This is a genomic window from Gaetbulibacter saemankumensis DSM 17032 (assembly GCF_000425645.1).
Lineage (GTDB): Bacteria > Bacteroidota > Bacteroidia > Flavobacteriales > Flavobacteriaceae > Gaetbulibacter > Gaetbulibacter saemankumensis.
Window position 1 is genome coordinate 765,303 of record NZ_KE384430.1, and the last position, 17,010, is coordinate 782,312.

The 17,010-nt window shown below is 34.7% G+C and carries 20 protein-coding genes; 9 read left to right on the forward strand and 11 right to left on the reverse strand.

Going from position 1 to position 17,010, the window contains the following annotated elements:
* From bioD to H611_RS0110010, 3 genes are read right to left on the reverse strand one after another with little or no spacing between them, the layout of a single operon-like run.
* A complete protein-coding gene (gene bioD / locus H611_RS0110000) occupies window positions 1–609 on the reverse strand; it encodes a dethiobiotin synthase (protein ID WP_027138239.1) in 609 nt (202 codons plus the stop codon).
* A complete protein-coding gene (locus tag H611_RS0110005) occupies window positions 606–986 on the reverse strand; it encodes a putative signal transducing protein (RefSeq protein WP_027138240.1) in 381 nt (126 codons plus the stop codon). Before H611_RS0110005 ends, bioD begins: the two co-directional genes overlap by 4 nt.
* Window positions 979–2,136, reverse strand: coding sequence for an aminotransferase class I/II-fold pyridoxal phosphate-dependent enzyme (locus H611_RS0110010; protein ID WP_027138241.1), 1,158 nt, complete (start codon window positions 2,134–2,136; stop codon window positions 979–981). Before H611_RS0110010 ends, H611_RS0110005 begins: the two co-directional genes overlap by 8 nt.
* A 54-nt stretch (window positions 2,137–2,190) precedes the next feature.
* Here H611_RS0110010 and H611_RS0110015 point away from each other — a divergent pair, with 54 nt between their 5' ends.
* Window positions 2,191–2,637 (forward strand): DUF3157 family protein, encoded by a 447-nt coding sequence (locus H611_RS0110015; protein WP_027138242.1) that lies wholly within the window; start codon window positions 2,191–2,193, stop codon window positions 2,635–2,637.
* Window positions 2,638–2,646: 9 nt separating this feature from the next.
* Here H611_RS0110015 and dinB read toward each other — a convergent pair whose 3' ends face one another.
* Both dinB and H611_RS0110025 read right to left on the reverse strand, forming a co-directional pair.
* Window positions 2,647–3,861 carry a DNA polymerase IV gene (gene dinB, locus H611_RS0110020; RefSeq protein WP_027138243.1) on the reverse strand — a complete coding sequence of 405 codons (1,215 nt, stop codon included), beginning with the start codon at window positions 3,859–3,861 and terminating at the stop codon, window positions 2,647–2,649.
* Window positions 3,861–6,833 (reverse strand): DNA polymerase III subunit alpha, encoded by a 2,973-nt coding sequence (locus H611_RS0110025; protein ID WP_027138244.1) that lies wholly within the window; start codon window positions 6,831–6,833, stop codon window positions 3,861–3,863. Before H611_RS0110025 ends, dinB begins: the two co-directional genes overlap by 1 nt.
* 87 nt (window positions 6,834–6,920) lie before the next feature.
* On the opposite strand from H611_RS0110025, the gene H611_RS0110030 reads away from it, so the two are divergent.
* Complete coding sequence (locus H611_RS0110030) at window positions 6,921–7,688, forward strand: XRE family transcriptional regulator (protein ID WP_027138245.1); 768 nt, start codon at window positions 6,921–6,923, stop codon at window positions 7,686–7,688.
* Between the two features lie 63 nt (window positions 7,689–7,751).
* Here the strand turns inward: H611_RS0110030 and H611_RS0110035 are convergent, their stop codons facing one another.
* Window positions 7,752–8,084 carry a single-stranded DNA-binding protein gene (locus H611_RS0110035; RefSeq protein WP_027138246.1) on the reverse strand — a complete coding sequence of 111 codons (333 nt, stop codon included), beginning with the start codon at window positions 8,082–8,084 and terminating at the stop codon, window positions 7,752–7,754.
* 211 nt (window positions 8,085–8,295) lie between these two features.
* Between H611_RS0110035 and H611_RS0110040 the strand changes: the two genes are divergently transcribed.
* Window positions 8,296–8,646 (forward strand): hypothetical protein, encoded by a 351-nt coding sequence (locus H611_RS0110040; RefSeq protein WP_027138247.1) that lies wholly within the window; start codon window positions 8,296–8,298, stop codon window positions 8,644–8,646.
* A 52-nt stretch (window positions 8,647–8,698) separates the two neighbouring features.
* On the opposite strand, the gene H611_RS0110045 is transcribed toward H611_RS0110040, so the two are convergent.
* The gene (locus H611_RS0110045; protein ID WP_027138248.1) at window positions 8,699–9,166 is read right to left on the reverse strand and encodes a CBS domain-containing protein; all 468 of its coding nucleotides are present in this window, start codon (window positions 9,164–9,166) and stop codon (window positions 8,699–8,701) included.
* 236 nt (window positions 9,167–9,402) lie between these two features.
* Here H611_RS0110045 and H611_RS0110050 point away from each other — a divergent pair, with 236 nt between their 5' ends.
* Window positions 9,403–10,125: a hypothetical protein gene (locus H611_RS0110050; RefSeq protein ID WP_027138249.1), complete on the forward strand. Its 723-nt coding sequence runs from the start codon at window positions 9,403–9,405 to the stop codon at window positions 10,123–10,125.
* Between the two features lie 73 nt (window positions 10,126–10,198).
* On the opposite strand, the gene H611_RS0110055 is transcribed toward H611_RS0110050, so the two are convergent.
* Window positions 10,199–10,714 (reverse strand): hypothetical protein, encoded by a 516-nt coding sequence (locus H611_RS0110055; RefSeq protein ID WP_027138250.1) that lies wholly within the window; start codon window positions 10,712–10,714, stop codon window positions 10,199–10,201.
* 130 nt (window positions 10,715–10,844) lie between these two features.
* On the opposite strand from H611_RS0110055, the gene H611_RS0110060 reads away from it, so the two are divergent.
* The 3 genes from H611_RS0110060 to H611_RS0110070 all read left to right on the forward strand — a co-directional run bounded on the left by H611_RS0110060 (window position 10,845) and on the right by H611_RS0110070 (window position 13,648).
* The gene (locus tag H611_RS0110060; protein ID WP_027138251.1) at window positions 10,845–11,435 is read left to right on the forward strand and encodes a HupE/UreJ family protein; all 591 of its coding nucleotides are present in this window, start codon (window positions 10,845–10,847) and stop codon (window positions 11,433–11,435) included.
* A 189-nt stretch (window positions 11,436–11,624) separates the two neighbouring features.
* Entirely contained in the window at window positions 11,625–12,056 is a 432-nt protein-coding gene (locus H611_RS0110065) for a deoxycytidylate deaminase (protein WP_027138252.1), read from the forward strand.
* Complete coding sequence (locus H611_RS0110070; protein WP_027138253.1) at window positions 12,056–13,648, forward strand: S41 family peptidase; 1,593 nt, start codon at window positions 12,056–12,058, stop codon at window positions 13,646–13,648. Before H611_RS0110065 ends, H611_RS0110070 begins: the two co-directional genes overlap by 1 nt.
* On the opposite strand, the gene H611_RS0110075 is transcribed toward H611_RS0110070, so the two are convergent.
* From H611_RS0110075 to H611_RS0110085, 3 genes are read right to left on the reverse strand one after another with little or no spacing between them, the layout of a single operon-like run.
* On the reverse strand, window positions 13,645–14,253 hold the full coding sequence (locus H611_RS0110075; protein ID WP_027138254.1) for an FAD-dependent oxidoreductase: 609 nt from the start codon (window positions 14,251–14,253) through the stop codon (window positions 13,645–13,647). The genes H611_RS0110070 and H611_RS0110075 overlap by 4 nt on opposite strands.
* Before the next feature lies 1 nt (window position 14,254).
* The gene (locus H611_RS0110080; protein WP_027138255.1) at window positions 14,255–14,458 is read right to left on the reverse strand and encodes a hypothetical protein; all 204 of its coding nucleotides are present in this window, start codon (window positions 14,456–14,458) and stop codon (window positions 14,255–14,257) included.
* Window positions 14,459–14,469: 11 nt separating this feature from the next.
* Entirely contained in the window at window positions 14,470–15,057 is a 588-nt protein-coding gene (locus tag H611_RS0110085) for a MarC family protein (RefSeq protein ID WP_027138256.1), read from the reverse strand.
* A gap of 107 nt (window positions 15,058–15,164) precedes the next feature.
* Between H611_RS0110085 and H611_RS0110090 the strand changes: the two genes are divergently transcribed.
* Both H611_RS0110090 and H611_RS0110100 read left to right on the forward strand, forming a co-directional pair.
* A complete protein-coding gene (locus tag H611_RS0110090; protein ID WP_027138257.1) occupies window positions 15,165–15,728 on the forward strand; it encodes a DUF3109 family protein in 564 nt (187 codons plus the stop codon).
* 286 nt (window positions 15,729–16,014) lie between these two features.
* Window positions 16,015–16,995, forward strand: coding sequence for a ribonucleotide-diphosphate reductase subunit beta (locus tag H611_RS0110100; RefSeq protein WP_027138259.1), 981 nt, complete (start codon window positions 16,015–16,017; stop codon window positions 16,993–16,995).
* Window positions 16,996–17,010: the final 15 nt, after the last annotated feature.

The following is a 17,010-nucleotide window of genomic DNA, read 5'->3' on the forward strand; positions in this document are numbered from 1 at the left end:
TTATAATTTGTCTTTGAATATGGAAGCATATTCTTTAACGACATTGGTGTCGAAATAAGGCTCTTCTTCAATGCGACCAATTACGGGAATGGTGGTCATTTTTTCAATAATAGATTCTGTAGATGTATGCTCGTTGCCAGAATAAATTAAAGACACATCAAGCCCCTTAGATTTTAGCAGGTTTATAGTTAACAGTGTGTGATTGATGCTGCCTAAATAATGTCTTGAAACAACAATTACTTTGTAATCTGGTTGTATTAGGTCTAAAATAGTTTGAGTATTGTTAATAGGAACCAGTAAACCACCAGCACCTTCTATAACCATATTGTTTTTAGTCTTCGGTTTTTTTATGTTTTTGGCTTCTATGTGTACCCCATCAATTTCAGCCGCTGCGTGTGGACTCATTGGGGTTTGTAAAGTGAAGCTGTTTGGGTGAAATTTAGATTTAGAATTTGAAACTAAGCGCTCAACTTTATGGGAGTCACTATTATCTAAATCTCCAGCTTGAATAGGTTTCCAGTAATCCGCCTTTAGAGCTTCGGTAATGATGGCTGAGGCAATTGTTTTTCCAACATTGGTAGATATTCCTGTTATGAAATATGTTTTCATTTGAAAACTGTTTTACAGTTATTACAGATGTATTTGGTCTTTTCGAAAAAAGGAAAAAGCATAAAAAAGATATTATTTCTTTTTGGTGGGGCTATTAAAATGCGAGTCGAATTACACTCAGGACAGTGTAAATCTTGTCCGTTTTTACCTTTGTGATATTCTCTAATATCATTATAGATTTCTATAGCGTAATCTAAATCCTTATTATGAACCAACAGTTTTACCCCTCCTATGGCTTGACTAATTAAAGGATCGGAATCGATGGTTTTTTCATCAGCTAACATGGTTTTAATATGTTCTGATTCTAATTTCGATTTGACGATTTGAGCTTCAGTTGAATATTCGAATACGGCTAAAACGGTATAATTGTTATTCATTTACAGTTGGTTTATGACACGCAAAAGTAGCAAGACCTTTTAAAACATCCTTAATTTCTTTCTTAGAATTATAACTGTGTAAACAAAAACGCAGACGTTCTTGATTGATAGGAACTGTAGGAGATAAAATGGCTTTGGCATCGAAGCCTAAATTTTGTATTTTAAGTGCTACATTTTTTACATATTCGTTTCCGGGAATTATACAGCATTGAATAGCAGAATCACTTTCAATAAAGATATTTTGAAGGTTGTTTTTTTGTAACTCCAGTTTAAAGTATGCGATGTTGTCTTTTAGTTGGTTTATACTTGGAGTTTGTGTTAGTTCTTGATAAGCAGTTTGTATTGTAGCTAAAGCATGTGGCGATAAGGCGGTGGTATAAATAAGACTTCTGGAGAAATTAATTAAATATTGCTTTAAATTGTTATCGCAAATTATTGCAGCACCATGACATCCTAAGGCTTTGCCAAATGTTACAATACGGGCAAATACATGTGTTTCGGTGCCTAATTCCTGAACGCGTCCGGAACCATTTTTTCCAAATACGCCTAAAGCGTGTGCCTCATCGACGATGAGGTAGGCATAATGTGTTTTACAAAGATTACTAAGCGCTATTAAATCGGGAGAGTCACCATCCATAGAAAATACCGATTCGGTAACGACGTAAATAGTCTCATTGTTATTAAAGCGTGAAATAAGCGATGCTAAATCGTTTAAATCGTTATGTTTGAATTTGTAAGCTTTGGCATGACTCATGGTAATGCCGTCGCGTATGGAAGCATGAATGTATTCGTCGTATAAGATAATATCTCCACGTTGAGGTACGCTTGAGAAAAACCCGATATTGGCATTGTAGCCTGAGTTATAAATTAATGCCGATTCACTGTTATGAAAATGGGATAGAATAGATTCTACGATTGGATATAATCGATGATTTCCTGAAAGTAATCGCGATCCTGTCGCTCCATTTTGTGCAATATGGTGTCCTTTTAAAAAAGCATGTGTTTCTTTAAATATGAATTCGCTTTTAGAAAATCCTAAATAATCATTAGATGAAAAATCTATTAAATTATTTGATGGTTTGAGGGTTCGTAAAGCGTTTTTAGCGATACGATCATCTAATTTTTGTTGTAATTTTTTAGGAAGGTTCATAGAACAAATGTATGCAAAATTTGTACTTTTGAGTTGATTCAAATTTACACTATTATGAGATGTCATCTGTTGTTCGTGTTATTCTTTTTTACTTGTGTTGGTTTCGCCCAGAATAATTATATTGTTAAAACAGAAGATGGTAGACGTGTGTTGCTAAAAGCTGATTACACCTGGGAATATATTGATGCTGAGGTTTCTATTGCAGGAAAAGGGGGATTAGATCTCGCTAAAACTGTAAATGAAAGTGCGTGTGATATGGGGGCAGATTTTGAAGAGCCTAAGCTAGATAATAAAATTCAGGCGCAGTTGAAGAAGGGTAGGGCGACTATGGGCCATGTAAAGGAGAAGGTAGCTCATGATTATAATTGTACTATTGCCGATGTTGTGTTATTAGATTATAAAGAACAGAAATCAAAGGGTGTTTATGTTTTTTGTGCCAATGGTACTAAAGTGGCTTACAAACGTACTGGACACACTATTATAAAAAAAGGTAAAATTTGATTATAGAGTTTATCGTCTTCGATTAGCTAATAGCGGTGGTGGTTCGCCAGTAAACGGATTCCATCGGCTAATACTTTTGGCTTCCATGCCTGCAGCAGTAATAACGGCTCTATCACCATAACGTTCCCGCATTTTATCGATAGCTTCACTTAAATGCAGGCGTTTTTCATTGTCTTCGAATAAGTTAATTTGATGGCCGCCTTCAACTAAATGGCTAAATTTTACACCGATAAGTCGTACGAGTAAACGACGGTTATAAAGCTTATGAAATAAATCTAAAACTACTGGAATAATATTATGATCCATAGCGCTATACGGGATACGCTGTTGCTGAGTATATGTTTGAAAATCGGAATACCGAAGTTTAAACGTAATGCAAGCTGTTAGTTTGTTGCCACGACGTAATTGGTAGGCTAAATTCTCGGCCATGGCTACAATAATACCTTTCAGTTTTAAAACATCGGTAGTGTCTTTGTTAAAAGTACGCTCGGTAGAAATCGATTTTCGTTCGTGGTATTGAATTACCGGGCTGTTGTCTATACCATTGGCTTTTTTCCAGATACTCAATCCGTTTTTTCCAAGAACCCGGTGCATAAGTTCCATAGGCATTTCCTGAATGGTTTTAATTCTTTTTACACCCAGATCACAAAGTGCTTTATAGGTAATCTCTCCAACCATCGGGATTTTTCTAACTGAAAGCGGCGCTAAAAAAGGTTTTTCGGTACCACTTAAAATACGAATTTCGTTGTTAGGTTTGGCTTCACCTGTGGCTATTTTAGAGACTGTTTTGTTAACGGATAAACCAAACGAGATGGGTAATCCGGTTTCCTTTATAATTCGTTGTCGTAATTCGGATGCCAGTTTGTGGCACCCAAAAAATTTATCCATACCTGTAAGATCGATGTAAAACTCATCAATTGATGTTTTTTCATAAAGCGGAACACTTTCTTTAATAACATTAGTAACGTCTTTCGAGAAATTGGTGTAAATACCAGAGTTACCTCTTAATATAATAGCTTCGGGACAAAGCATTTTAGCCATGCGCATGGGCATGGCCGAATGTACTCCAAACTTACGCGCTTCATAGCTACAAGAGGCTACGACACCACGATCTGAAGTACCTCCAATAAGCACAGGTTTCCCTATTAAACGACTGTCTAAAAGGCGTTCGCAAGACACGAAAAAAGTATCTAAATCCATATGTACAATGGTTCGATGTGTCATTATACTGCAATGGTGTTAATTTTATCTGAATAACGTGGGTCTTCAATAACGGCACATTTATACATGGAGGTTACTTCTATTGTAATACAGCCAAATTCTTCTATTACTTTGCCTGTGATGGTATATACGCCTTTACCTCTAAAGGGGAATTTACTGGCTATAGGAGGAAAATGTACTGTATCTATAAAATAGCCTTCTCGGTCTAAAAATGTGCTGAAATGCATGGTTTTTTTGTTTTTGGTAACCGTGTTTTTGGTGGTAATTAAATAACCTTCAATACGAACAATCTTTCCAGTGTAATTTTCTAAGTCGTTAGCGGTTAGTTGGGTGTCAAGAGGTTTTTCTAATAATTGGAAAGGGTTACAAAGCGGAAAACTGAGTAGTTCTATTTCATCGAATGCATTTTCCAAAAAGCTGCTTGGCAGCTCGGGAGTTTCATAATTGATTTTTTCAGTTTTAAATAATGATGTGGTGTATTCATCAAAATGTATTTTGCTAATTTTTAAATGAGCTTCCCAAAGCAATTCTCTTTTGTTAATTCCTGTAAATCTGAAGGCATTTATTTTTATTAAAATTGAAATCTGTTCTATAGAAATAGGAACGCGATCGATAAAATCGTCTAAGCTTATAAATTTACCTGCTTGCTGCCGATTGGTTAGAATATTTTTTATGGTTTTGTTTTCTAAAGCATGTAAAAACATAAAACCTAAATAAATAGATTTATCTTTAACATAAGCCTCATTATAGCTAGTGTTAATGCAAGGTGGCTCTATGGCTGCGCCGTGCATTCGGGCTTCGTGAACATAAAGTTCGGTTCTATAAAATCCACCAAAATTATTAATGGTAGCCACCATATATTCAATAGGATAGTAGGCTTTTAAAAATAGACTTTGGTAGCTTTCAACTGCATAAGATGCTGAATGTCCTTTTGCAAAAGCGTAACCTGCAAAGCTTTCAATTTGTTTCCAAACGGTTGAAATTACAGTTTCCGATTCGCCTTTTTGCTTGCAATTATTGAAAAACAACTGTTTTACACCTAGAAATTCTTCTCGAGATCGGAATTTTCCAGACATACCACGGCGTAATTTGTCAGCTTCAGCCAACGATAAACCTCCAAAAATATGAGCGACTTTAATAACATCTTCCTGATATACCATAACACCATAGGTTTCTGGCATAATTTTAAGTAGTACGGGATGTGCTTTATTAATGCGTTCTGGATAACGATAACGCAAAATATATTCACGCATCATACCCGATTTGGCAACGCCCGGTCGTATTATAGAGCTGGCAGCAACTAAGCCGAGGTAATTGTCTACCTGAAGTTTTTTTAGAAGCATGCGCATGGCAGGCGATTCTACATAAAAACAACCAATGGCTTTAGCATTTTTTAGCAGATGTTTAATGCGCTCGTCTTCTTTAAAGCGCTTAATATCATGGATGTCTACTGGTGATTCTTCGGGGTGGTTATACTTTATAATGTCTACGGTTTCTTTAATTTTTCCTAAACCACGCTGACTCAAAATATCGAATTTATACAAGCCGATATCTTCGGCAGTAATCATATCAAAATGTGTGGTCGCATACCCTTTTGGAGGCAAAAATGTTGCGGTATAATAATGAATGGGTTTTTCTGAAATAATAATACCACTGGCATGAATGCCTAAATAGTTCGGGAATCCTTGAATATATTTACTGTATGTAAGAACGAGTTTCGATAGTTTATCGAGGTTGTTAATGTCATAGCGTCCTTTGGTTAAAATATCTATTTCGGCTTTGGGGAGTCCGAATACTTTGCCTAGTTCACGCACCGAAGCCTTGCATTTAAAGGTGTTGTAAACAGCTAAAAGCGCGGTGTTTTTAAAATTCTTGAATATAAAACGGGTAACGTCATCACGATCGGTCCATGAAAAGTCGATATCGAAATCGGGTGGATTTTTACGGTATAGGTTAATAAAACGTTCGAAGTAGAGGTCTAGCTCTATAGGATCCACATCGGTGATACGAAGCAGGTAGGCTACAATACTATTAGCACCGCTGCCGCGCCCTACATAGAAGTAGCCTTTACTTCGGGCGTATGATACAATTTTCCAATTAATTAAAAAGTAGGATACAAAACCTTTGTCTTTAATAATTTCTAACTCTTTTTGTATTCGACTATAGATAGTGTTGTCGGGTTGTGCATATCTGTAGGGGATACCGTCGTAAGTTAGTTTTTGTAATAAGGCATAGTCTTCTTCTTCGTTTGTGGTGTACGATTTTTGATTGTTTGGTGTTTTTTGAGAAAAATCGAATTCAATAGAACAGTTGTCTAAAACAGATGCTGTATTTTCGAGTAACTCTGGGAATTCCTGATAGGTTTCGCAGATTTCGGAATAAGGTAACATGCAATCTGTTTCGTAACCTTGTTCGCTTTTAGGAAGTTTGCTTAATAACGTATTATTATCTATGGCCCGTAGTAGGCGATGTGTATTGAAGTCTTTTTTATTTTCAAAAGAAACTGTTTGAAGCACTACCAGTTTATTTCTGAAATGATTCCATTTTGAAAATTTAAGGGCATTTAAATCTTTGGGTTTAATACCTAAAAATTCATTAGGTTGCAGTTCGAAATCCTTTCCCTGTTTATAAGGGTAAATAACATAAGTATCTGCTATTTGTGGTGCTCTATTGGGGATTTTTATATTGCTATTGTGCAAAAAGGTCGATAGGTAGGCGTTAATATTTTGAAACCCTTCGTTGTTTTTTGCTAACAGAATAAATTGTTGTTGGGCACCATTTCTAAAATCGACACCTAATACGGGTTTTACCTCATATTTTTCAGATAGCCGGGTAAAATCCAGACAGGCCGAGGTATTGTTAATGTCGGTTAACGCCATGGTTTTTATGCCATTTTTTGAGCTAATAGCAAGCAAACGCTCGGGTTTTATAGTTCCGTAACGCAGGCTGTAGTATGTGTGACAATTTAAATACATAGGATTAACAAAATTAGCTACAAATAATAGTTATTGTTGCTTATATTTGTAGTAATAAATGTTAAAGTTGAAAATAGCCTATTTAAAATGAAACATATACAAACAAACATTAAGCACCTGCGGGTGCTAAAAAAGTTTTCGCAGGAACGTTTTGCAGACGAATTGGGATGGACACGTTCTATTGTAGGGTCGTATGAAGAAGGGCGATCGGAGCCTCCTATAGATCGTTTGATAGAATTGTCTAATTATTTCGATATTCCTATTGATATTTTGGTGAAAAACGATTTACGAGGAGCTAAAAACACTTCGTTTATAGAAGTAGGTAACAAGCGTGTACTATTTCCAATTACAGTAAATGAAGCAAATGAAGATTTAATAGAAATTATTCCGGCTAAGGCTTCGGCAGGATATCTTCAGGGGTATGCCGATCCAGAGTATATTGAGCAGCTTCAAAAAATAAAATTACCATTTTTACCCACAGGTACCCATCGTGCTTTTCCTATTAGTGGCGACTCTATGTTGCCTGTAAAAAGTGGTTCTTTTGTAGTGGCTAAGTTTGTCGATAATATTCAAGAAGTTAAAGATGGTAGGACCTATATTGTTTTAACAAAAAATGATGGTTTGGTTTATAAGCGTTTGTATAATAAGATAAAAGAGAAGAATTGCTTAGAACTGCATTCGGATAATAAGGCTTACCAGCCATTCGATGTAAAGACTGAAGATGTTATAGAACTTTGGGAATTTACCTGTTGTATTAATACCCAAGAGTACGATGAAGAAGAGTTGAAGTTGAGTAGTATAATGACGATGTTTCAGGAATTAAGGGTAGAATTAGAATCGATTACCCGAAAATAAAAGAAGCAAGGTTACGAATCGTAACCTTGCTTAAATCTAAGTGTAAACTCGTAAGAAAAAAGATTATTTCCCTAACATTAAAAGTTCGTTACAAACAATTTCTGTTATGAAACGTTTGTTGCCGTCTTTATCCTCATAGCTACGAGATGTAAGTTTTCCTTCAATGGCTATTTCTTTGCCTTTAGTTACATATTTCTCAATTATTTGAGCTGTTTTTCCCCAGGCAACCACGTTATGCCATTGGGTATCTGTAACTTTTTCACCTTTATTATTGGTGTAGCTATCATTGGTTGCAATGGCAAATTTTGCCAATGTTTTTCCTGATTCTAGATTAATGATTTCCGGATCGTTTCCTAAATTACCAATCAACTGTACTTTGTTTCTAAGTGTGTTCATAATATTATTTTTTACGTTAAACAGTTAATACTATCGAGTTCTTATGTTTCGACAAGGCAAAGATTTAAAAACCAAAAAAACATAGTCGGTAGTTACATATTTAAAATCGTTTGCAAATGTTTGTAGTCGTTTGTAAACGAATATTTTGTATATTTAAATGATATAAGCACAGTTTAAAGTTAATTAAAGACGAATTAATAAATAGAAGAAAATGCAAAAACAATGTTTAGAATGCGGTGAAAAAATAGTTGGTCGAATCGATAAAAAATTCTGTAGTGATGCCTGTCGCAATGCTTATAACAATAAAATTAATAAAGACAGTAAAAACCTGATTCGGAATACGAATAACAGGTTACGCAAGAATTACCGTATTTTGGAAACTTTAAACCCGAATCAGAAATCGAAAACTTCAAGAGCAAAATTAATAGAGGCTGGTTTCGATTTTAATTATATAACAAGTATTTATACCACCAAGGCCGGAACCATATATTATTTTGTGTACAATCAGGGGTATTTGCCTCTAGAAGGCGATTATTATGCTTTGGTAAAGCGTGAAAATTAAAAAAGCCCGCACTACCAGTACGAGCTTTTTTATACATTAATACATTTCATGATTATTTCCAGTTGTGTCCTTTAAATTCCATAGCGGCTTTTAGTACATCTTTCTGACTTATTTGTCCCACCAACTTGCCGTTTTCTACAATTGGAAAACGACGACGTTTAGCTTGTAAAAATTTATTGGCAGCATCAAAAATACTCATGTTGCCATCGATAGTTTCAACATTTTTTACCATATGCTTCTCAATGGTCTGGTCTTGCATTGGCATATTATAATAGCGACTCTCGCTAATTTGCTTAATACAATCTCCTTCAGATATGATCCCAACCAATTCATTTTTATCGTTTACAACTGGTCCACCAGAAATTCTGTGTTTAATTAATTCTTGCATCACACTTTCTATACTCTGGTCTGGTGTAAACGTAATTAAGTTAGTCGACATGTAATCGCTTACGAGTAATGATGGTGAATCATCTACGTTGGCCTGTTGCTTCCTCGCTCCTTGAAAACTTTTTATACCCATAATCTCCTTATTTAGTAAACTTAAATATACTTAAATTTTTTTAAGTATATGAAAAATTGAAAAAAATCGTTCGCATTACATGTTGTCTTATATCAAGACTCGGCTTATAGGTTATTTCTTAATGATTATATTGTAATGTTTGAATGCTAAAGATTTATACTAAAATAAATAATAGCTTTTCATATTTTAAAATATTAATTTTTTATAGTTTAGGCCTTGGAACTAAAAATGAAGATATGAAACGATTAATTATACTGATAGTGTTATTTGGAACGGTTACTTTAAATGCTCAGAGTGATTCTGAGTTAGTAAAACATTTCGAAGCATTTTATCAACAAATGAAAGCTCAAGGTGATGTGCAAGGAATAATAAATGCGATGACCCATTTAAACATTTTATCGCCTTCAGAAGAAAGAAAAGATACGTTGGCTTACATATATATGAGCGAAGGTAAGTATATGCAGGCCTTAAATACGATAGGTTTCGAATTAATGCTAGACGATTCTGATATGGCCGTAGAGGTTAAAGCGATATCCTTAAAAGCGGTAAAGCAACCTAAATTAGCTATTTCGTTATTTCAAGAGATGTTTAAAAGAGAGCCTGGTCCAGTAATAGCTTACGAATTAGCCGAACTTAATTTACAGGTTCAACAGCTTGATGAGGCTGAGAAACATATACAGTATGGACTAGCAAATGCAACAGACGAAATGAAAAAGGCATATTATGAAACGCAAACGCCTTACGAGGTGTCTTTAAAATCGGCATTTATGTATTTAAACGCTCTGTTAACATATAATCGCGATAGAAAAGCGAATATAGATGAGGCGGTTGATATTTTAGATGCTACCTTAAAAGCGTCTCCCAATTTCAATTTAATTCAATTAACGAAGAATGAATTGTTAAGGCAGAAACAAGCCTTACAGGTTTTAGAATCTGCGCAACCGCAGCCTAAGAACTAGAGTGGGATTGTTCTAAATAAAAGTGGCTATATAAATTTTTATATAGCCACTTTTATTTGAATGAGGTTCTTTGTTATGGTTTTTCGATAGTGGTCTTATCCGCCTCTGCTTTTTTGTTCATTTGCAAGTTTAAATTAGAAAATGCTATAAGGAACTCTTTAATACTGGAAATAAGTTCTGCTTTTTTTGTTGTGCTTAAATTAGCAAGACTTTGTAGTTTTAAAAGTTTTGTTTCAAAGGCACTTATTCTAGCTAAAATAGCTTCGGTATTTACACCTTCAGGTATGTTTTTTCTAAAGTCTCTTAAGACATTCTTTACACCCTTTTCGTTGTCGTTAAAATAACTTAAATCCCCTTTTTTTATATTCCCAACAGCATCTTTAATCTGGTAATATTCGGCCCAGTTTGTTATTAGTTTTTCAGTATTTATATCTAAATTAAATTCAGTGTATTTTAATTTAGACAAATCTTTTTCTGTAATCTCCTGACTGTTGTTTTGTGTTTCATCGGTGGTTGTTGCAGTTTGTTTTTGATTACAGGAAAAAACAGTTATAAGTATTAACAGAGCCTTGAATATGGATTTCGTCATGGTGTAAAAATATTGTGCAATGCACAAAGATAGGGTAATAGTTTTTTTAAGTTAAATAAAATATAGGACGCATTAAAAACATTTCAATTAATTGTATATTTGGCCAACCCTAAATCTTAATTAATAGTTTATGCTTGAAAATTTTTGGTTTAATGTAGAGTACGGTATCAATCACGTATTAGATATAAAGGCCTACGATCATGTTTTATTTCTCATTGTTTTAACGGTTCCGTATATGTTTAAAGACTGGAAGCGTGTATTGCTTTTGGTGTCTATGTTTACTTTAGGGCATACCTTATCTCTGGTTCTGGCAGCTTACAATGTGGTGCGCATTAATGGTCAAATAGTCGAGTTTTTAATTCCTGTAACTATATTAATTGTAGCTCTTTTTAATGTGTTTACTTCTGGTAAAGGGGCACAAAAAGAGAAGGTTGGTGTGCTATTTTTATCCACCTTATTTTTTGGATTAATTCATGGACTAGGCTTTGCTCGGGAGTTTCACATGCTACTTGGTGGGTCTGATAGTAAATTAGAATTATTACTAGAGTTTGCTTTAGGGATTGAAATCGCACAAATCATTATAGTATTTGTGGTACTATTTTTGGGGTATATTTTCCAAACGATTTTTAGGTTTTCTAAGCGCGACTGGATTATGGTTATATCGTCTGTAGTTGTCGGGTTAGTTATTCCTATGATACTGAATAGTGATTATTTAGCCTAGAAAAAGTAAAAAACTTTCCTTACAGGCGTTGCATTTAAAATACGAAGCGAGTATATTCGTTATAATATTTGCGTGAAGTATTCAGGTATTTGTTAAAGCGCTTTTGTGTTGCCTTAAGCTAAAACATAAAGCGACTGCCTAAAGCTTATTTGCTACTGAAGTAACACGCCCAAGTTTTAAAAAAAATTAATGTCGAAGAAAAAACAACTTAAATACGATAAAGCTTATTTAAGAATTGCTGAAGAATGGGGTAAATTATCCTATTGTAAACGTCGTCAAGTTGGAGCACTTATTGTGAAAGATCGCATGATAATTTCCGACGGATATAATGGTACACCTTCTGGATTTGAAAATTTTTGCGAAGATGAAGAGGGATATACTAAATGGTATGTATTGCATGCTGAGGCCAATGCTATTTTAAAAGTGGCGGCATCAACACATTCGTGTAAAGGTGCTACCCTATATATAACCATGTCGCCATGCAAAGAGTGTAGTAAGCTTGTGCATCAGGCGGGGATAGTTAAAGTTGTTTATAAACAAGCTTATAAAGACGATTCTGGTCTGAAATTTTTAGCAAAGGCTGGAATAGAATTACAACAAATTGAAGATATAGAAGGATAATGTCTTACCATAAAAAATATTTGCCCCTGGTATTAGGTGTTGCTATTGCGGCAGGTATTTTTATTGGAGGTAAATTGCATTTTACAGACTCTCCTGACAGGCTGTTTTCAAGTAACAGTAAAAAAGATAAGCTTAACCGCCTGATAGATTATATTGAGTACGATTATGTCGATGATGTGAATACCGATAGTATTGTTGATGTTACGGTAAATGGTATTTTAGATAATCTAGATCCGCATTCGGTATATATTCCAAAGGATGAGATGGAAGAGGTGGCCGAAAACATGAAAGGTGACTTTGTAGGTATTGGAGTAAGTTTTTATTCATATAAAGATACGATTGCAGTAATACGCGCTTTAGAAGATGGTCCTAGTGAAGAGGCTGGGATAAGGGGAGGTGATCGCATTATTATGGCCGATAACGATTCGCTTTTTGGCGATAAGTTAAAAGATGGCGAGCTGGTAAAAAAATTAAAGGGCCCAATTAATAGCAAGGTAAACTTAAAAGTGTACCGAAAGGGAGAAGATAGGCTATTAAATTTCACTGTGAAACGAGCTCATATTCCTATTAAAAGTGTTGATGCGGCTTATATGTTAACCGAAAAGTTAGGTTATATAAAAATTAATCGCTTTGCAGAATCAACATATCGTGAATTTAAAGCAGCCTTAAATAAGTTGTTAGATCAAGGGGCTACGGAATTGGCATTAGATCTTCGGGATAATCCTGGAGGTTTTTTAGGAATTGCTGAGCAAATTGTTGATGAGTTCCTAGAAGCCAATAAACTTATCTTATTTACTAAAAATAAGCGCGGAAATATTGAAAAGAGTTTTGCCACCAGTAAAGGTGAATTTGAATCAGGAGATTTATATGTGTTGATTAATGAAAATTCAGCTTCGGCAAGTGAAATTGTCGCTGGTGCCTTGCAGGATAACGATAAGGGAATCATTGTTGGTCGACGCTCTTACGGTAAGGGTTTAGTACAACGTGAAATGGATTTAGGTGATGGAAGTGCGGTACGATTAACGGTATCGCGTTATTACACACCAACGGGAAGGAGTATTCAGCGTCCCTACGAGAATGGGAATGAAGATTATTTCGATGAATATATACATCGTTTACAAAGTGGAGAACTTCTTGATGCCGACAAAATTCAATTAGCCGATTCCTTGAAGTTTACTACACCTAAAGGTAAAGTGGTTTATGGGGGAGGAGGTATTGTGCCCGATGTTTTTGTTCCTATTGATAGAAGTATGGAAAATGAAACACTTACATTTTTGGAGCGACGTGGCTTCATTGGGTATTTTGTGTTCGAATTATTAGAAAAAGATCGTAGTCTTTATGAGGGAATTTCACGAAGTGATTTTATTAACTCGTTTGAAGTTAGTGATGATATTGTATTTGATTTTCAAGACTATTTAAACATTCGAGCAGATTCGCAAGTAACCTTCGTAGCTTACCATGATGAGGTAAAGCAATACATCAAAGCAACTTTAGGAGATCAGCTTTATGGTAGTGGCGCTTTCAATGAAATCCTGAATCAAAAAGATGTTATGATTGAGGAGGTGGTCGAATTAAGCAAAGACAAAAATTAGACTTCTATTTTGTCGTGCACTTTGGCGTGTTTACCATCATTCCATAAAGTTAAAATATCGGTAGCTACGTGTGCACCGCTTCCTGAAGTAATGGCAAATTGACTACGCCAGCCAGCCAAGGCACCAGCAACGTATAAATTTTCAGAAACCAAATGATCGGTGTTTTTTAACCAGATGCGCTCTTTGTCTGCTGCGGCGCGTGGATGTGGTTCAATATAGGCTTCCAGGCCTTTAATACTGATTAAATTCGTGTAACCAACGGCAATTACTACAATTTTGGATTGGTAGGTGTTTTTGTTGGTTCTAATTGAAAAATGGCCATCAGAATTAGATATTTCTAATACTTTTTCACGGTTTATTTGTTTAACATGCGGATATAAAGTCGCTAGTTGATTTTTACCACTTTCTAAAATTGAGGCTCCTGTAGTTCCTGGTTCAAGCCCTAAAACATTGTTGAATAATGCTGTTTGTAAATGTGATGTTTTTTGGTGCGCTATTATGCCAATGTGTTTGTTTTTTGCATACGCTTTGTCTTTTGCAGAACCTAAAACCAAGGCACAGGATAATCCAGCCGCACCACCACCAATTATTAAGGCATCAAACATATTATTTTCCTTTGTTTACTTTCGATTCAATGCGTTTGGAAGTATTTAGGATAAGCATGATAAGTATTGAGCAAAGGGCAGCTACAATAGTGATTAAAGCTACGGTGCTTTCGCCCTGAAATGGGTCGCTAAAGTCTACTTTGGTTAAATTAAAGCCAATAAGACCAAGAGCAACAATGCTAATTATTATGGTTAAAATCTTCATAATGTAATCTTTTAAATAAGTTCAAACAAGGCTTTAATATTGTGTGCAAATAGTTTAACGGCAATAGCCAATAAAACCACTCCAAATACCTTGCGTATAATATTAATGCCATTCTGCCCTATAATACGTTCTATAGCAGAAGAGGTCTTTAAAACAATAAAAATAATAATAACGTTCATTATTACGGCAACAATTATGTTTTCTGTTCTAAATTCTGCTCGAAGTGATAGTAATGTTGTTAAACTCCCAGGGCCTGCAATGAGAGGGAAAGCTAAAGGAAAAACGGTTGCCGACATAGCGGTGTGTTCTTCTTGCTTATATAAAGTAATCCCTAAGATCATTTCTAAAGCAATAAAAAAGAGAATAAACGAACCGGCAACAGCAAACGAGTTAACATCGATACCTATAAGGTTTAAAATGCTTTTTCCTAAGAATAGAAATAAGGTTAAAATAACCCCGGCAATAATAGATGCTTTTTCACTTTGAATATGTCCCATCTTTTTACGTAAATCGATAACGATTGGGATGTTGCCAATAATATCTATTACGGCAAATAATATCATGAAAGCTGTAAAAATTTCTTTTAAATTAAATTGCATGGTTAAGCCTTTATTATTTGTTGCAAAAGTATATTAATAAGTGTAAAAACAGTATTAAGAAACGCTAAAGTTTCATTATTTTTGCGGCGTTAAATTCAGGTTAGTTTATGTTTCAGTTAGGTAAAACCATTGTTTCTGAGGAAATTATAGAAAAAGATTTCCTGTGTAATCTATCAGCATGTAAAGGTGCTTGCTGTATAGATGGTGATGCTGGTGCGCCACTCGAGCAGGAAGAGGCACAAATCTTAGAAGAAATATACCCTAAGGTGAAACCTTATCTAAGAAAAGAAGGGGTTAAGGCAATAGAATCTCAGGGAACGTATATTACCACTGAAGATGGTGAGCTAGAAACACCCTTAATCAATGGGGCCGATTGTGCTTATGTTATCTTCGATGAAAAAAAGGTAGCGTTGTGTGCAATTGAAGAAGCCTATAACCAAGGAGATATAAACTGGAAAAAACCAGTGTCTTGTCATTTGTATCCAATACGTGTTCAGGATTACACCGAATTTTCAGCTGTAAATTATAATAAGTGGCACATTTGTGATGATGCCTGTGCTTTAGGTAAGGAGCTTCAGGTCCCTATTTATAAATTTGTAAAAGAAGCGTTAATTCGAAAATTTGGTGAAGATTGGTATCTCGAACTTGAGAAAGTTGCTGCAACGTTTTAATAACTTTTTTAACTTCTTTGAAGGCCTTTAAAACATGGGGTTTTCAAAAATATTATAAATTTTTTATGTAAACTTTTGGAAATTTCAAAAATTATAAAAAATTGAAAATCAGATGTTTGATAGTTTTTTATTGTAAACTTCTTAATTTTTATTTCAACATAAATTGTTAAAAACTTGTTGACAATGTTTATAACTATACCTTTCATTTTTAATGTCAATTTTCAATCTTTGTTATTCCCAAATCGAAACTCAAAATTCGTTTAACTCAATAAAATAAATTAAAATAATGTCTCAGGCCATTGAACCTATTCTCCAAGAAAATAAAGATCGTTTCGTAATTTTTCCTATTCAACATCATGATATTTGGGAATGGTATAAAAAATCTGAGGCCAGTTTCTGGACCGCTGAAGAAATTGATTTACATCAGGATATTACCGATTGGAAATCAAAATTAACAGATGATGAGCGTTATTTTATAAAGCATATTTTAGCCTTTTTCGCTGCCAGTGATGGTATTGTAAATGAAAATTTGGCTGAAAATTTTGTAAACGAAGTTCAATACAGTGAAGCGAAATTCTTCTACGGGTTTCAAATTATGATGGAAAACATCCACAGTGAAACTTACTCGCTTTTAATTGATACGTATGTAAAAGATGAGAAAGAGAAAAATTTATTATTTAATGCTATAGAGAATTTTCCAGCCATTAAGAAAAAGGCGGACTGGGCCTTAAAATGGATTGAATCTCCTAGTTTTGCCGAGCGTTTAATTGCATTCGCAGCGGTAGAAGGTATTTTCTTTTCGGGGGCATTTTGTTCGATTTTCTGGTTAAAGAAAAGAGGTTTAATGCCGGGGTTAACGTTCTCTAATGAATTAATATCTCGTGATGAAGGTGTACACTGCGACTTTGCGGTACACTTACACAATAATCATTTAATTAACAAAGTGCCTAAAGAGCGTATTAAAGAAATTTTAGTAGATGCGCTTGATATTGAACGTGAATTTATTACCGAATCTTTACCGGTAAGTTTAATAGGTATGAATGCTAAATTAATGACCCAATACCTAGAATTTGTAACCGACAGATTACTTGCAGAGCTTGGTTGCGAAAAAGTGTATAATACTGCAAATCCGTTTGATTTTATGGATATGATTTCGCTTCAAGGAAAAACAAATTTCTTCGAAAAGCGTGTTTCAGAATATCAAAAAGCAGGTGTACTTAACAAAGAAGAAGACGAAGATAAATTTAGTTTCGATGCCGATTTTTAATAACGGCGCGTTAAA

Bases quoted from the DNA above. Each gene is read 5' to 3' on its own strand.
- H611_RS0110010 (WP_027138241.1), bottom strand. From the start codon at position 2,136: ATGAACCTTCCTAAAAAATTACAACAAAAATTAGATGATCGTATCGCT.
- H611_RS0110055 (WP_027138250.1), bottom strand. From the start codon at position 10,714: ATGACGAAATCCATATTCAAGGCTCTGTTAATACTTATAACTGTTTTT.
- H611_RS0110080 (WP_027138255.1), bottom strand. From the start codon at position 14,458: ATGAAGATTTTAACCATAATAATTAGCATTGTTGCTCTTGGTCTTATT.
- dinB (WP_027138243.1), bottom strand. From the start codon at position 3,861: ATGACACATCGAACCATTGTACATATGGATTTAGATACTTTTTTCGTG.
- H611_RS0110015 (WP_027138242.1), top strand. From the start codon at position 2,191: ATGAGATGTCATCTGTTGTTCGTGTTATTCTTTTTTACTTGTGTTGGT.
- H611_RS0110045 (WP_027138248.1), bottom strand. From the start codon at position 9,166: ATGGGTATAAAAAGTTTTCAAGGAGCGAGGAAGCAACAGGCCAACGTA.
- H611_RS0110060 (WP_027138251.1), top strand. From the start codon at position 10,845: ATGCTTGAAAATTTTTGGTTTAATGTAGAGTACGGTATCAATCACGTA.
- H611_RS0110090 (WP_027138257.1), top strand. From the start codon at position 15,165: ATGTTTCAGTTAGGTAAAACCATTGTTTCTGAGGAAATTATAGAAAAA.
- H611_RS0110025 (WP_027138244.1), bottom strand. From the start codon at position 6,833: ATGTATTTAAATTGTCACACATACTACAGCCTGCGTTACGGAACTATA.
- H611_RS0110065 (WP_027138252.1), top strand. From the start codon at position 11,625: ATGTCGAAGAAAAAACAACTTAAATACGATAAAGCTTATTTAAGAATT.
- H611_RS0110070 (WP_027138253.1), top strand. From the start codon at position 12,056: ATGTCTTACCATAAAAAATATTTGCCCCTGGTATTAGGTGTTGCTATT.
- H611_RS0110050 (WP_027138249.1), top strand. From the start codon at position 9,403: ATGAAACGATTAATTATACTGATAGTGTTATTTGGAACGGTTACTTTA.
- H611_RS0110040 (WP_027138247.1), top strand. From the start codon at position 8,296: ATGCAAAAACAATGTTTAGAATGCGGTGAAAAAATAGTTGGTCGAATC.
- bioD (WP_027138239.1), bottom strand. From the start codon at position 609: ATGAAAACATATTTCATAACAGGAATATCTACCAATGTTGGAAAAACA.
- H611_RS0110085 (WP_027138256.1), bottom strand. From the start codon at position 15,057: ATGCAATTTAATTTAAAAGAAATTTTTACAGCTTTCATGATATTATTT.
- H611_RS0110075 (WP_027138254.1), bottom strand. From the start codon at position 14,253: ATGTTTGATGCCTTAATAATTGGTGGTGGTGCGGCTGGATTATCCTGT.
- H611_RS0110005 (WP_027138240.1), bottom strand. From the start codon at position 986: ATGAATAACAATTATACCGTTTTAGCCGTATTCGAATATTCAACTGAA.
- H611_RS0110100 (WP_027138259.1), top strand. From the start codon at position 16,015: ATGTCTCAGGCCATTGAACCTATTCTCCAAGAAAATAAAGATCGTTTC.
- H611_RS0110035 (WP_027138246.1), bottom strand. From the start codon at position 8,084: ATGAACACACTTAGAAACAAAGTACAGTTGATTGGTAATTTAGGAAAC.
- H611_RS0110030 (WP_027138245.1), top strand. From the start codon at position 6,921: ATGAAACATATACAAACAAACATTAAGCACCTGCGGGTGCTAAAAAAG.